Origin of the sequence: Streptomyces canarius (genome assembly GCF_014650735.1) — a bacterium.
Lineage (GTDB): Bacteria > Actinomycetota > Actinomycetes > Streptomycetales > Streptomycetaceae > Streptomyces > Streptomyces olivaceoviridis.
Genome location: NZ_BMVN01000104.1, coordinates 1 through 12,983, shown reverse-complemented (window position 1 = coordinate 12,983; position 12,983 = coordinate 1). Strand labels below are relative to the sequence as shown.

Annotated in this window: 16 protein-coding genes; 5 read left to right on the top strand and 11 right to left on the bottom strand. The window is 71.5% G+C overall.

The genetic code is table 11. From position 1 onward, the window contains the following. Positions 1–67: 67 nt before the first annotated feature. Together IE294_RS45025 and IE294_RS45020 are read left to right on the top strand one after the other, a co-directional pair. Complete coding sequence (locus IE294_RS45025) at positions 68–1,252, top strand: hypothetical protein (protein WP_189895127.1); 1,185 nt, start codon at positions 68–70, stop codon at positions 1,250–1,252. Between the two features lie 8 nt (positions 1,253–1,260). Beyond that, positions 1,261–2,355, top strand: a complete 1,095-nt coding sequence (locus IE294_RS45020) for a hypothetical protein (protein ID WP_189895126.1) — start codon at positions 1,261–1,263, stop codon at positions 2,353–2,355. 27 nt (positions 2,356–2,382) lie between these two features. Here IE294_RS45020 and IE294_RS45015 read toward each other — a convergent pair whose 3' ends face one another. Beyond that, positions 2,383–2,838 (bottom strand): hypothetical protein, encoded by a 456-nt coding sequence (locus tag IE294_RS45015; protein ID WP_189895125.1) that lies wholly within the window; start codon positions 2,836–2,838, stop codon positions 2,383–2,385. 580 nt (positions 2,839–3,418) lie between these two features. On the opposite strand from IE294_RS45015, the gene IE294_RS45010 reads away from it, so the two are divergent. Next, positions 3,419–3,586, top strand: a complete 168-nt coding sequence (locus tag IE294_RS45010) for a hypothetical protein (RefSeq protein WP_189895124.1) — start codon at positions 3,419–3,421, stop codon at positions 3,584–3,586. 3 nt (positions 3,587–3,589) lie between these two features. Here IE294_RS45010 and IE294_RS45005 read toward each other — a convergent pair whose 3' ends face one another. Together IE294_RS45005 and IE294_RS45000 are read right to left on the bottom strand one after the other, a co-directional pair. Beyond that, positions 3,590–4,402, bottom strand: coding sequence for a TIGR02391 family protein (locus tag IE294_RS45005; RefSeq protein ID WP_189895123.1), 813 nt, complete (start codon positions 4,400–4,402; stop codon positions 3,590–3,592). A gap of 75 nt (positions 4,403–4,477) precedes the next feature. Further along, entirely contained in the window at positions 4,478–5,176 is a 699-nt protein-coding gene (locus IE294_RS45000) for a hypothetical protein (protein WP_189895122.1), read from the bottom strand. A gap of 591 nt (positions 5,177–5,767) precedes the next feature. Between IE294_RS45000 and IE294_RS44995 the strand changes: the two genes are divergently transcribed. Continuing rightward, a complete protein-coding gene (locus IE294_RS44995; RefSeq protein WP_189895121.1) occupies positions 5,768–5,935 on the top strand; it encodes a hypothetical protein in 168 nt (55 codons plus the stop codon). A 175-nt stretch (positions 5,936–6,110) separates the two neighbouring features. Here the strand turns inward: IE294_RS44995 and IE294_RS48740 are convergent, their stop codons facing one another. The 6 genes from IE294_RS48740 to IE294_RS44965 form a co-directional block, all read right to left on the bottom strand. Next, positions 6,111–6,614 (bottom strand): hypothetical protein, encoded by a 504-nt coding sequence (locus IE294_RS48740; protein WP_229918124.1) that lies wholly within the window; start codon positions 6,612–6,614, stop codon positions 6,111–6,113. A 1,438-nt stretch (positions 6,615–8,052) separates the two neighbouring features. Continuing rightward, the gene (locus tag IE294_RS44985) at positions 8,053–8,910 is read right to left on the bottom strand and encodes a class I SAM-dependent methyltransferase (RefSeq protein ID WP_189895120.1); all 858 of its coding nucleotides are present in this window, start codon (positions 8,908–8,910) and stop codon (positions 8,053–8,055) included. 226 nt (positions 8,911–9,136) lie between these two features. Continuing rightward, positions 9,137–9,448 (bottom strand): hypothetical protein, encoded by a 312-nt coding sequence (locus IE294_RS44980; RefSeq protein ID WP_189895119.1) that lies wholly within the window; start codon positions 9,446–9,448, stop codon positions 9,137–9,139. A gap of 341 nt (positions 9,449–9,789) precedes the next feature. Further along, the gene (locus IE294_RS44975; RefSeq protein WP_189895118.1) at positions 9,790–10,236 is read right to left on the bottom strand and encodes a hypothetical protein; all 447 of its coding nucleotides are present in this window, start codon (positions 10,234–10,236) and stop codon (positions 9,790–9,792) included. 97 nt (positions 10,237–10,333) lie between these two features. Further along, positions 10,334–10,777 (bottom strand): helicase associated domain-containing protein, encoded by a 444-nt coding sequence (locus IE294_RS44970; protein WP_229918122.1) that lies wholly within the window; start codon positions 10,775–10,777, stop codon positions 10,334–10,336. A gap of 66 nt (positions 10,778–10,843) precedes the next feature. After that, on the bottom strand, positions 10,844–11,095 hold the full coding sequence (locus tag IE294_RS44965; protein WP_189895129.1) for a helicase associated domain-containing protein: 252 nt from the start codon (positions 11,093–11,095) through the stop codon (positions 10,844–10,846). Positions 11,096–11,533: 438 nt separating this feature from the next. Between IE294_RS44965 and IE294_RS44960 the strand changes: the two genes are divergently transcribed. Next, the gene (locus IE294_RS44960; protein WP_189895117.1) at positions 11,534–12,016 is read left to right on the top strand and encodes a hypothetical protein; all 483 of its coding nucleotides are present in this window, start codon (positions 11,534–11,536) and stop codon (positions 12,014–12,016) included. A 242-nt stretch (positions 12,017–12,258) separates the two neighbouring features. On the opposite strand, the gene IE294_RS48735 is transcribed toward IE294_RS44960, so the two are convergent. Further along, positions 12,259–12,459, bottom strand: a complete 201-nt coding sequence (locus tag IE294_RS48735; RefSeq protein ID WP_494487345.1) for a Helicase associated domain protein — start codon at positions 12,457–12,459, stop codon at positions 12,259–12,261. 153 nt (positions 12,460–12,612) lie between these two features. Beyond that, positions 12,613–12,983, bottom strand: a 371-nt coding sequence (locus IE294_RS48730) for a Helicase associated domain protein (RefSeq protein ID WP_506005387.1), incomplete at its 5' end; no start/stop codon positions are given.

Here is a 12,983-nt window from a genome sequence, read left to right as displayed (position 1 = left end):
CCGGAACTTTCCCGCGTTCCCGCGCTGGCGGGCCGCCAAGGCCCGCGGCGCCGATCTGCTGTGACGGGTGAAGAGCAACGCGGTTTTGCCGTTGTGCCGCCAGCTGGAGGACGGCTCCTATCCACCGGTCATCCCCGACGCCCGAGACGATCACCATCACACCGGCCTCACGGACCATCTCGAAGGCCAAACGCAAACTCCCACAAGGCACGTAAGTCAGCAGCATTGCGTCTACGCCGCCGATCTCAAGCAGGTGAACGCCCAGGATCCGGCTGCGTACGGCGGGCCGCGGCTGGCGCGCACCGTACTCGATCTCGCCGCGGCGGACGCGGACGCCGGCGTACACCTGGCCGAGCGCACCCGCCGGCTGGCCCGGGTCGCCGCGGTCGACGGCCGTCTGCACGACCGGCTGCTCGCCGCCCACCTGGTCGCCCGCCCGCCCGCCGACGGGCTGGACGAGCAGCAGTGGTGGGAGCAGGCCGTCGTGCTCGTCGTGCGCCTGGTGGCCGACGAGCCCGCGCCGGAGACAGCCCGCCTCGTCGACCTCGTGCTCGGCACCTGCCTGCCCGAACGCGCCGCGCAGCTGGAAGCGGACGTCCGAACCGCGCTCGGCACCCCGCCGCCGCCCGCCCTGCTGGAGAAGATGCTTCCCGCCGACGCCGAACAGCCAGATTGGGAGGCCAAGCCGCTCGCCGACTGGATGCGGGTGGGGGACTGGTCGCCCGTCCTGCCCGCGCGACTGCTGGCCGACTGGGAGCCCATGCTTAACGCAATACGCCGCCTGAAGCCCGCCGGGCCGTCCGACCCGCGCACCGCGCCCGTGCTGGAGCCGGTCAGAGAGACCACGGCGCTGGACGCTGAGGACCTGGCTGAGGTGGCCGCCGCCCGAGGCCCAGCGGTAGCCGCCGCCGCTCTGGCCGCCGCCGAGGACGCTGGCGCCGACGGCTACGCGATGGTCCTACACCGCCTCGTCGCCGCCGACCCGGCCGCCGACCCGGCCGCCTGGACGGCCGACGTGCCCGCCGTCTTGGCCGCCCTGCAGCTGCCGGAGCTCGGCGCGTTCTACCTCGCTGCGGCCGCGGTCCTTGCCGACCGCCCCGACGCTCTCCCCGACGGTGCCCTCGAGTCGCCGTCACCGCGGTACTCAATGTGCGCCGCCGCCTCGACGCCACAGCTCCCGCTACCGGCGCCGCGGCCTCCGAAAACACGTCGGCCGCAGGGTCCTTCGCTGACCAGGCGCTGTTCGACCTGATCACCACCGTGTGGCGCACCGACACCGCCCTTCCCGGCGACCAGGAGAAGACGATCCTGGCCCGCCTGCACGCCCTGGCCGCCACCCTGGCCCGCCCCGCCTCCATCCCGGCCTCGCACACCACCGGCGAGGCCCCCGGCCCGGCAGACGGCGGGACAGCCGCTACGCCGCTGCTGGGCTCGGACCCGTCCGTGCGCGCGCTGGGGTGCCTGCTCGAGTACGCCGTCCACCAGGCCCGCACACAAGGAGAGATGCCCGCCGACGTCCTTCAGGCGGTGTCCGGCGCGCTCGCCGCTCGCGGGGACCAGGACGCGGTGGCCACTGCGATTGGGGGTGCGCCTGCCCGCCCTGCACCGGTACGCCCCGCCTTCACCGCCGCGCACCGCACCGCGTTGTACGCTCTCGCACCCGGCAGGCCCTCGCCAGCTGCCTCCTGGCTGTGCTGGGGCGCGCCCGACCGAGAGGTCTGCGCCGCCCTGGAGCGCGCCGAGCTGCTTGCCGCGTTGCGCGACGTCCGCGCCGGTGCCGCAGCCCACACGGCGGCCGCGCTCCTGGCGGACCCGGCCCTCCTCGGCGATCCCGCCACCTTCTGGGCCGAGTTGGTCGCGGGTGCCGGGGGAGTGGAAGCGACCGCTCCGCTGTTGGCCGAGATCGCCTCCCGCACCCCGCGCACCGATGGTCCCATCCCGCCCGACGCCTCCGGTCGACTGACCGCAGCGGCCGACCTGTGGCTTGCTGCGCTCGCGGCCGGCCTGCCGTCGGGGGCCCTCGCCGGCGCGGGCGCCTTCGCGGCCGCCGGCCTCGACGAGGACCTGTGGCTGTCCCTGACGCGGGCGAGCGCCGAGCATACCCCCAGCCTGACGGACGCCGACCTCGTTGCCGAACGTGCTGCCCGCCGCCCGGACAGCGAAGATGCGCTTGTTCTGGCCGCATACCTGGTCGACGCTCCCGGTACCGGGCAAAACGCAGCCGTACGACGTTACGCCCGCGCCCTGCTGGACGCCGCCACGGCCCTCCCACAGGACGAACGCCCCTGCGAGATACAGCAGCTGAGAACGGCGCTGATCAATGCAGGCGACGTAGATACCGCCACCCGAGGGTGAGTCCTCCCGGCCCTCGCACCCGGCCTACTACGGCCTGTCAGGCACTGAGGCTCGAGTCTTGATGCGCCGGTGGATCAGGTGCATGCCGAGGACGAACAGGAGCTGCCGTCCCGTTTGGTCGAACTGCTCCTGCAGGGTGGGCTCACGGAAGAGATCGGCCAGTGCTCCAGCTCCGGCGGCGAGGTCACCGCGCTCGGCCAGGTAGTCCGCCATGGAAGCCCGGTGGACGGCCCGGGCCTGCTCCAGCAGCGCGGCGTCCACCGTCCCGTCCAGGGTGCGGCCCAGCGCGGTGCTGAGGGCCTCGACGCGGGTCACGACGGTCTCCGCGGTCATCGGCGCTTGCGCGGGCCCGAGCGCTCGCACGAGGCCGCTGGCGGCGAACACCGACTCCGGTTCCATCACGTCCCGAACGGCATCCAGCAGTTCGGCCCGTCCGCGGACCGTCAGGGCCTTGCCGTTGCCTAGCTCGGTGATGATCCGCACGAACCGGGCCCGCGCGGTCGGGGTGCAGCTGATGTCCGACCTGTTCCAGCAGTTCGAAGGCGCCCTCGCGGGCCACCTCCTGGCTGCGCCGGCCGCGCCCGACCCACGTCGTCCATGCCCGCTGTGCCTGCCGGGTGGGGACGTAGCCGTCCCACCACAGCCACATCGCCAGCGGCACCTGCGCGAGCGAACTCAGATGCTGCACGTGCTGCCGTTTGTCCAGCAGGAGCAGCAGCCGGCGCCGGGTACGCAGCCGCGGCTGGTCCAGCAACCCCTTGGCGATCCAGTCGTGGATGCGCCGTACGGTCATGTCCGGGTGGCCGGCCGCATGGGCGTCCGCGACGAGGTCGTCGATGGTGCCAGGCCCGCTGATGCTCTCCCAGGTGTACACGGGGTGGAAATTACATCGTTCTCCCGCCAACCGGGCCCCAGTTGAGGATGCAGCGCTCACTACCGGGCTGCCACGATCAACACAGCAGCCCACACCACCCCGCCCGGCCCCCGGCGAGCCGCCGCGCTGCACCGACCCACACCCCGCACAGGGCGCCGCCGTGCCCTGCCTGAGAGAAGGACCTCTACCGTGTCGAAGAAGAACCGCACCGCCTCGACCACCTCGCACCAGGACCACGCAGCGCCCCACCCTGTCTCGTGGCGGCGCCTCATCTCCGCAGCACTCGTCACCGGAGCCGCCCGCCACATTGGCGCCCTTCTGGCCGGCCTCGCAGTGGCCTGGTGGCACCACGACTGAACTTCAGCGTGTCACCCGCGCGCCATCGAGCCGCCGGTGCACCATCGACAGCGTGGTCAGCAACTCCAGCAACTCCTCGTCGGTGACGGTGCGGTGAAGCCGCGGCTCGTGCGCGGCCGGGTTGCGATACATGCTGAACAAGCCCTTGACCAGGTTCGCCAGCCCCTTTTGCTCATCCAGCTCGGGACCGGTGCCGTTCGCGTTGACGGCCACCCGGGCCGTGCCCTGGCCGGGCATGAGAACCGCGTCGACCAGCCGCGCCCCGTCCAGACCCTCGCCGGTGAGCTGCCGCAGCCGGTCGGCTACCGACTTGACCGCCTCAAGGCTGGCGTGGAAGGGGTTCTTGGCCAAGATCTCCAGCGTGCAGTAGCGCAGCACCTCCGGATGCGTGGAGCGGCGGCGCAGCTCGGCCCGCAGCGAACTGGCGTGCCGCGCCGCCTCACCCAGCGTGGCCGCCGCCGGCCCCTTGGACAGTTTCCCCTCGTCATTGACCCGCAGACCGACATGGACGAGAACCTCATTGAGGTCGTCCTGCCGACGCGAGAACACGTGCGGTTGCCGCGCGTAGCGCACCGGGGCCATCGCCGCGGTGATGAACGCGATCACGCAGTTCGAAGCCTGCTGGCGTTCTTGCTGATGCAGCAGAGCTCCGGCCAGCCGGTCCCGCTTGTTGCCGGCCTCCACCTCCGGCACCCTTACGGCTGCCAGTAGCTGCCCGATCTCCCGTCCGGTCAGCCCCTGTGCGGTGTCGCCGAGCACACTGGCCACCGCAGTGACGACCGGCGCAGGCCACGGCTCGTACGTACGCGATGCCATGTCCTCTCCCCATCCCCTCATTCCATGGCCAACCGACCAGAATGCCACGGGCGCGGGCAGAGTGACGGCCCACTTCTACGGCCGGCCTGGCCCATCCGGCACTGATCCCATGCCCGGCTCAACTCTTACCCGTCCGGGACTGCTCGCGGAGGGTGCGTATCCACGTCTCCACGAAGCCGGCCGGTCCGGTGTCGTCGCCGGGAAGACGGAAGATCTTCGGGTCTTCCGTGAGCTGCTCCATGAGCATGTCGTACAGCCGTCGAAGGGGGGCCCGAGGCAGACCGCCAGGTTCTCACCGAGCTGCCTGGCGGAGGGGTTGAGGGCGACGGCGTGGTCCAGGACCGGTCCCATGCCGCACTCGTCGATCAGGTTCCGCAGCGCGGCGAGCGCCGGAGTGTCCGGCATGAACAGCCCGTGCATCATGTACAGCCAGTAGAACATGCGCAGGCCGAGGAGCACCGTCCGCGCCCGCACCAGCTCCTCGTCACTGGCCCGCAGGACCCGGCCCCGCATATCCGCATGCTGCTGGAGCAGCCCCCAGTCCACCGATGGTCCCTCACCGCGCTCCGCTGTCCCCAGCATCAGCGCCAAGTCCTCCACCGTCAGGCCGAACGTCCCGAAGGAGGTGAATGCTTCGGCCAGAGCATCGGCTCCGACTTCTTCCGCACCCCAGCCGATCGCCGCGACCAAGTGCACCATGCCCTTGAAATCCGGCCCTTCCGGCAGATCCTCATCGGCTTCGAGTGCCGCGCGCACCACGGTGGGGTGCGCCACCCCCGATACGGCTTGATAAGCCGATCGGCGCGCTCGTACAAGGCGTCCTGCCCTTCTTCGCCCGCCCCACCGGCGCTGCGGGCGAACTCCACCAGGCGCTGCGACGCCGACCGTTGCAGCACCCACACCAGGGCCTGGCGAACGGCGTCCATCGGGGGCTCCGGCACTTGAATTGCCACCGGCATCACCGGCATGCCGGCCTCCGCGAACCACTCCAGCACGGCCAGCCGCCGGTCCCGCCCCTGCCGAAGATGCCGCGCCAGCGCCGCCGCGCTCTCCACCACCGGATCGACCGCATCGACTACCGAGCCCCGGCCACGCCCGAGCCCGCGGCGCCGGTGCCGCGGCAACAGCCCCGCCCGCCGCCAGCTCTCCAGCTGGCGTGCCGTCACCGTCAGTTCTCTCGCAGCCAGTTCATGGACCAGTCGCTGATCAGCCAGACTCGGTGCTCCTCGTGCCACGTCCACCATAACAACCCCGAACAACCCCGAGAGGTGTGAATTTTCGCGGGTGTACGGCTCTGGCTCACTGGTCCCAGAACATCCCGCACGGTGCGCCACCGCGCCCTGCCCGAACAAAAGGACACCCACCATGGCGAACAACGACCGCACACCCTCTGCCGCCCCGCATACGGACAACGCGGCTGCCGTGCCTGACTCGTGGCGGCGTCTTGTCGCCGTCGCACTCCTGAGCGGAGCCGTCCGCCGCATCGGGAGCTTGCTGACCGGCTTTGTCGTGACCTGGTGGCAGCACGACTGACACCCCGGCCGCTCGGCACCGACCCGCCCGAAGTCCCACACCGCGCTCCTGACCCTGCCGGGCGCTGTGAAAGCGGCGGACCTGAAGAGCCGTGACCGTTGCCTCTGTTCAGCACCGTGCAGCTGCCGGGAAGGTTCGCCGATCGCCAAGGCGGGGGATGGGCGAGAGCGAGTTCTCAGCGCGTTCGGACGGAGGCTCCGTAGGTGCCGGTCTGACGGAGTACGGCCACATCCTGTGCCGGTGCCGGCCATACCTGGACGAGGTACCACTCGGTGACCTCCTCCGGGGCGAGGTCGATGGCGGTGTCCCGGCCGCGGGCATGGACGCGCAGGCGGTAGTCGCCGGGGCCGGCGAAGGAGAGTACCGGCAGTTCCTCGTCCAGGTCGTCCATCAGTCCTCGCACCCTCAGCTCTCCCGACACCGAGTGCAGGGACACCTCGACGATCTCCTCCCACACTTCGTTCCCGGGCTGCGGGGCTTGGGTGTGGCAGGTGACGGTGACGTCGACGTCGCCGGCGTGGATGCCGGTGTGGATGGTGGCGATGCCGTCTTGCACCTCGACCAGGCCGGTGTGCTCGCGAGGCAGATCGGGGTCGGCGGGGCCGTCCTCGTCGCTGATCTGGAACTGGTGGTACTGCACGGGCACAAGCTCGCGCCCCTGCTCGGCGTGATCGCTCATGGAGTGTTCCCGGTGATCGGAGACGTGGGAGGTCAGGGCTCGATCCAGACGAGGAACCTATCCTTCTCCAAGATCCGGTAGTAGAGGTAGAAGCGGCCAAGGGCCTTGCCGCCCTCTTGATTCTGCTAGGCGTTGATCATGCGCCAGCTGAACTGGCCGCCTCGGGTACGAGAGGCGGCCCGGGTCAGGCCAGGGAGGCCTGCTTCGCCAGCGCGGCGAGGGGGGAGCGCTGGCCCTTCTCCACCACGCACAGCTGCGCCCAGTCGACCTCAGGGTGCGCGCCGGGGATCGCGTCGATGGACGCCCTGGGCGACCTGCCTTAAGCCACCTCCGCCGCCGGCTTGATGTCCGGCCGTCCCCCTGCCGCGCCCGCCACGGCCGCCTCTGCCTTTCCTCGGCCCTGGGCCGTCGCCGGGCCGTCCCGGCCATCGGCTGCGCCCGGCCGCGGCCCGTCTCCGTCGGCGGCCTCGTGTCGGGCGGCGGCCCTGCCGCTGTCATCCCGGGCTCCGCCTCCCCCTGTCGGCCACCGGCCGCTACTGGCCGCCGCGGCCCGGCCGCTACGTCGGCCGTCGTCGGCTGTCGGCCGTGAGTCGTCGGGTCATCGGTTGCCGGCTCGGGTGCCTGCCGGTTCCTTTCGCCACCGTCCGCCCGTACCTGCCGCCGGCTTGCTGCCGCCGCGCGCGGGCCGCCTGTCGCCGCCGCCCTGGCGTTCTCGGTCCTCGGCTGCGCCGAGCCGCTGCCCGCCCTGCGTCCCGGGGGGCGGCGAGCTGCCGGCAAGCTGGCCGCACCGCTTCGGTCGCGCGCCGGTCTCCCGGTTGCCGCCGCCCGGCCGCGCCGGTGCCGTGCTTTCGTCCTGGCCCGTCCCTCCTGTCCCCGCCCGCGTCCCGCCCGCGTGGGCCGAGCTGGCTGTGCCGATCCCGCCACCGCCTCCATCTGGCCGTCCCGCAGCCTGTGCCGGGCTGCGCCGACTCCCGTCCGTGCCCGCCGCCGCCCTCCGCGCGCCTCCGTGTCGAGCCCCGGCCGTCCCGCCGCGGCTGACCACCGCGCAGGCCCGACCCGGCGGTACGCGGAGCCGTTGCGCAGGGTGTGCTTCGGGTTGGGTACCGGCCCGTTACAGCTCGCGCGCATCGGCGTGGCCGCGCGCGGTAGGGGCGGGCGCGTGCGTGACATGGAGGCGTCATACTCGCTGGTAGAGCGCCGATTTGTGACGGCTCTACGTCACGCTCGCAGCCGAGCGCGGCGGGCCTCACTGTCCTGTGACAGGCGATCTTGACCGATTGCCAGGTGACTTTGACCGGTCCGTTCCCCGCCGAACCGCTCTTCCCGGCAGGAGAGGGGCCTGCCAACCCGGGGCTGCGGCCCGGCGATGGGGTGCATGCTGGGTGGCCTTGGCCTGGCAGCCGGCGGAATCCCAGGACCTTGGGGTGGGCCGTCGTCGTCAGGGGGACTTCACGGCGTTGACCATGGTGTACCCCATCTTGTCCCGGCACAGGGTGAGGATGCGCGGGTAGACGGTGTCGAGCTGCGCCATCGCGTCGGTGCCCACCAGCTCCGCGATCTGGGTCCGCCTCGCGGCGAACAGACGCGGGATCAGCTCGTAGGTGGGCTTGAACTCCCGGGACATGTCGCGTGTGCCGTGGACGGTGAAGCCGGCCTCGCCGAGCATGCGGGAGTAGTCCTCGGGACCGGCGGGCAGACGGGAGAGGGCGAACGCGGCTTGGAAGAGCTGGACTTCCTCAGGGGTGAAGGGCACGGCTTCGTAGCAGTCCGCGAGGACGAAGCGGCCTCCGGGCCGCAGCACCCGCCGGACCTCGCGGATCGCGGCGGGGCGGTCGGAGAAGTGGGCAAAGGACTCGATCGCCCAGGCGGCGTCGAAGGAACCGGACTCCTGGGGCAGGGCCATGGCGTCCGCCTGCTCGAAGGTGACCCGGTCGGCCACTCCCGCCTTCACGGCGCGGTCGCGGCCAGCCTCAACCTGCGCGGCGCTGACCGTCACGCCAAGCACGCTCGCACCTGACTCGGTGCCGATCCGCACGGTGGGCCGGCCCGTCCCGCAGCCGACGTCCAACATCCGCTGTCCCGGCAGCAGCCCGATCACGTTGATGAGGGTGCCGGTCCAGGAGTCCTGGGCCCGAGTGAGTTCCTCCCACATCTCCTCAGCCGTCGCCACCCCCGTCTCCGTCCGCACGCCGTCGGCCCACATGCCCAGGTGCATGCTGTCGCCCATGGTCAGGCCGTACAGGCCCCCGAAGCGGTCGTACCACTCGCCGACCTCCAGCGCCGATGGATCCCTCATGTCCCACTCCTCGCGTCAGGACGGCCCACCGAGCGGGTCGTCGTCGCCGGACCGGCCCAGCCGACCGGCCCCGCTGCCTCCACCACTTCCCCAGAACGCGCCACGGCGAGGCCACACGGCGGGGCGCACGGAAGCACGGACGGGATCCATGCACTCAATCGCCTACAGGCGGCAAGCACGCTCCGCTGACCGTCAAGATCAATTGGCAAACGGTCAAGATCGCCTGTCAGAGGACAGCTGCGCGGCGGCGCCACGATCTGGAGCGGCAGCGGCCGGAGCAGTGCACCGCGTCGCGGCGGCGGTCGCCGCCGGCGAAGGTGATCCGGCCGCACTCCGGGCAGGTCAACAGTCTCATCATGCGCCTGTCGCCGTTCCACTCCGCTTCGGCCAGCAGCATCCCCAGGGCCATGATCCGGTCGGAGACCCGCCGGGCCCGGTACGCCTGGGCCCGGCACACGTCGTCGCAGTACCGCCGCCTGGCCGACGCGCTTCTCGGCAGCCGGGCGCCGCAGGACAAGCAGAACCGAATACGGGCCACGCCTTCAGGGTCGCTCGCCGGGCCCTCTCCCGCAGGCCCCGCGCTGTCGGAACTCGTGCACATCCGATTCCGCCCCCGGCGCCCGGATGCCTCCCGTACTGCTGTCGAAGGGCGGTGGAGCCTGTCGGTTCCGGAGACATGACAGAGGGCGGCCCCCAGGGGTGCCGCCCTCTTGTCCGCGCCCGGTTGCTGCTGGTGTGCCGGGTCAGTTCCGCGCGCTGGTGTAGGCGTTGATCCGCTTGTAGTCGTGGTCGAGGAGTGCGGCGAGTTGCGGGCCTGCCCACAGGGTGAAGGTGAGGGCGATCTCGCGTGCGTCTTCCACCTCGTGATCGGGGCGGAGGTTATCCCAGGTAGGGCACTACGAGGCGGGTGAGCCATTCCCGCTCCGCCCCGGCGGTCCCGTCCGGGCGGGGGGTGTCGGCGACGGCTGACAGGATCTCGATCGCGGTGGGGCCGGCGGGGTGCGCGTGCTGCTGGGTACGGGCGACCTGGTCGCCGAAGTCGCACAGCCACCTGCCGAACTTGTCCCGGTCGCGGCCGAAGCGCTGGAAGAGGTACGCGCACAGCTCGACCGCGAGGTGTTCAGTAAGCGACAGGGAGTTTTCCTTCAGCGTGCCGTCGCCGTGCCACGTCTCCAGCACGGAGGTCAGGCAGTCGTAGATCTCCCAGTTGGCCGGGGGCGGGCTGTCTGCGGCGGGGTCGTTGCGGGCGGCGTCGTCCAACGCGGCAGTGGTGATCAGAGCGAACGCGGCGGCGCGCGGCGTGGGGTGGTCCGTGGTCTCGGTCATCAGGTCTCCGGGGTGGTCCGTGATGGTGATCAAAGTGCTGCATAGGGGGCGAGGGCGGCGGGCGCTGGCCGTCCGCCGCCCTCGGCGTCTGGTCGGGCTACCAGCGCATGCCGAGCTGGTCCAGCTCGGTGCGGCGTTCGGGGGTGAGCTTGTCGGCCCGGCGGCGGGTGTTGTCCACAAAGGTGCCGAGCTTGATGTCGACCGCTTCGCCGTCGACGTCGAGGCGCTCGACGTGCTTCCTGGCCGGTCGTAGGTGTCCTTCGCGGTCGTGGAACTGCCGCGCGGCGTGCAGGTTCAGCGCCCACTTGCCGTCGGCGGTGAGCTTGGCCGGGCGCTCCGCGGGGCCGGCGGGCTCCAGCCCGAGCGTGCTGCCCGGGAGCCACTGCTGCGCGGGGGTCAGCTTGTCCCACCCCTGCCGCTGCGCGACGACCCATGCCCCGAGGTCCTCGCCCTGCACGACGAGTTCACCGGCCGTCTCGGGGAGCGCGCCCCCGGCTCGGACGTGGGTGCGGGTGAGGGTGAAGCAGCGTTGCCATGCCACGGTCCACCCGAGGAGGCACCATCCCGGGTCGTTGACGGGGGGCAGGAAGTGCCCGTGTGTGGCGGATCAGGCTCGCGCGACCGTGAGCCCTTCTTCCCAGGCGATGTCGTGGTGGGACCAGACCATGCCGAGTGCTTCGAGCTGCGCGACGCGGGAGGCTTCCAGGGTCCCGGCGTTGTAGTAGCGCCGCTGGTCGGCGAGCCACCGCCCGAGCGGGAACCCCGAGCCGGCCGACTCGTCCTCGCCCATCACGTAGTCGTACGGCACCCGCAGTTGCCCGCCGCCGTTCTCCCGCAGCCACCGGGTCGCCGCCGCGATCCCGCGCCGACATCCCCGCGCAAGCCGCGCCCGACCGGCAGGCCATCAGGCCTGCCCGCAGGCTGCGCCTCCGGCGCCGAACCGCACCTCCTCACCGACCCCGCACTACCGCGGCCTGGTCATCAACCGCATCGCTCGCCCCTTCTCCGGCATGTGGCCCCCGCCCTCGGCCGCCGTACCCACCTGACCCCGCGGCCTGAAGGCTCCGGGAGGCGTGGCCCAGTCCCGCCGAAAACTCCTGTGGCATCTCTTGTGTGGGTTCCCACGCGGCCCGGACGTTTCCGTACGGGTGGGGTGTGACATCCGTGGGACCGGCCTTGGCTGTGGCCTGTGCGCTATCTCGTTCGTGTGAAGGCGAGGGGGTTTCCGCACGGAACGGCATCGCTCTTTGTGACCATTCGACTACTCGTTGGCGCCGTTGAAGGAGTGTGGGTTGTGATGAACCTTCGTAGGGCTGTGTGCGTTGTGGCCGGAGTGCTGGCTTTTGCCGGCGCGGGCGCGGCCAGCGCGCAGGCGGTGGCCCCGTGGGGCCCCGCAGGGGTGCCGGCCCGGGTTGCGGGGCCGGGGGCGGTCACGCGTCCGAGCAGTGATCACATCATCCGGCCGCGTGCGACGATCTGCAGGAACCAGGCGTGGACGTCGGGCAACGGGCGCGCGGCCCTGCGTATGCAGGAAGACGGCAACTTCGTCCTCTACAAGGACGGGCGTCCTGTGTGGCAGGCTCCCAACACGTGGAGCCGCGGCAACTGCGCTGTCTTCCAGGAAGACGGCAACTTCGTGGTCTACGACAGCTCCGGGAACCCGGTCTGGGCGGCCGATACCTGGCACAAGGGTGCCTACCTCGCTGTCCAGGACGACGGCAATGTCGTCGTCTACGACAACGCTGGCCGGCCTGTCTGGGCAACCAACACCGGCGACTGACGCCTACGGCCTCACCCAGGAATGGACGCAGCGCCGTATCGGTGAATTCGCCGGACGTTCCGCCACGATCGTTAATCGGCGGAAGAAGGAGCGGGAGCGGGCCGCGTAAATCCGGAATGCAGGGAAACACCCTCGGGCGTGAATTGGCCCGGGGGTGTTTCGTGTTTACGGCTGGAATCCCGAGAGGCAGGCACTGAGGGGCGGCGGGCGCTCGCTGCCCGCCGCATCGGCGTCCGGTCGGGCTACCAGCGCATCCCGAGCTGGTCCAGCTCGGCGCGTCGCTCGGGGGTGAGCTTGTCGGCCCGCCGCCGGGTGTTGTCCAGGAACGTCCCGAGCTTGATGTCGACCTCGGCGCCGTCGACGTCCACGCGCTCGATGTGTTTGCGGCCCGGTCGTAGGTGTCCTTCGCGGGTGTGGAACTGCCGGGCCGCGCGCAGGTTCAGCGCCCACTTGCCGTCTGCAGTGAGCTTCCCGGGCCGCGCCCCGGGGCCGGCGGGCTCCAGACCGAGCGTGCTCCCCAGGAGCCACTGCTGCGCGGGGGAGAGCTTGTCCCACCCGTGCCGCTGTGCGGCGACCCATGCCCCGAGGTCTTCGCCCTAGACGACGAGTTCCCTGGCCGCCTCGGGGAGGGTGCCCCCGGCTTGGGTGTGGGCGCGGGTGAGGGTGAAGCAGCGCTGCCAGGCCACGGTCCACCCCAGCGGGCACCATCCCGGATCGATGGCCTCCAAAGCCACCAGACGATTCTCAGGCAGCTCCCCAGCGCCCACGGGCACGGTTTCCCCGGCGGCGCGCCGCTCGGCGTTCTCCAGGGCCCTGCGGGCCTCCGCACGCCTGTTCTTCGCCCACACCCCGATCGGGTAGCCGCCATCCCCGACCGCGTTCACGGGGGGCAGGAAGTGCCCGTGAGCAGCTCGGGCATCCGCGGTTCGGCGCCGGCGAACTCGCGGGCGGCACCGGTGTCGTCGGC

What these genes read in the sequence shown, in the direction of transcription:
- IE294_RS44985 (WP_189895120.1), bottom strand. Translation starts at nt 8,910, where the DNA reads ATGAGGGATCCATCGGCGCTGGAGGTCGGCGAGTGGTACGACCGCTTC.
- IE294_RS44995 (WP_189895121.1), top strand. Translation starts at nt 5,768, where the DNA reads ATGGCGAACAACGACCGCACACCCTCTGCCGCCCCGCATACGGACAAC.
- IE294_RS45005 (WP_189895123.1), bottom strand. Translation starts at nt 4,402, where the DNA reads ATGGCATCGCGTACGTACGAGCCGTGGCCTGCGCCGGTCGTCACTGCG.
- IE294_RS44975 (WP_189895118.1), bottom strand. Translation starts at nt 10,236, where the DNA reads ATGACCGAGACCACGGACCACCCCACGCCGCGCGCCGCCGCGTTCGCT.
- IE294_RS44960 (WP_189895117.1), top strand. Translation starts at nt 11,534, where the DNA reads ATGAACCTTCGTAGGGCTGTGTGCGTTGTGGCCGGAGTGCTGGCTTTT.
- IE294_RS48740 (WP_229918124.1), bottom strand. Translation starts at nt 6,614, where the DNA reads ATGAGCGATCACGCCGAGCAGGGGCGCGAGCTTGTGCCCGTGCAGTAC.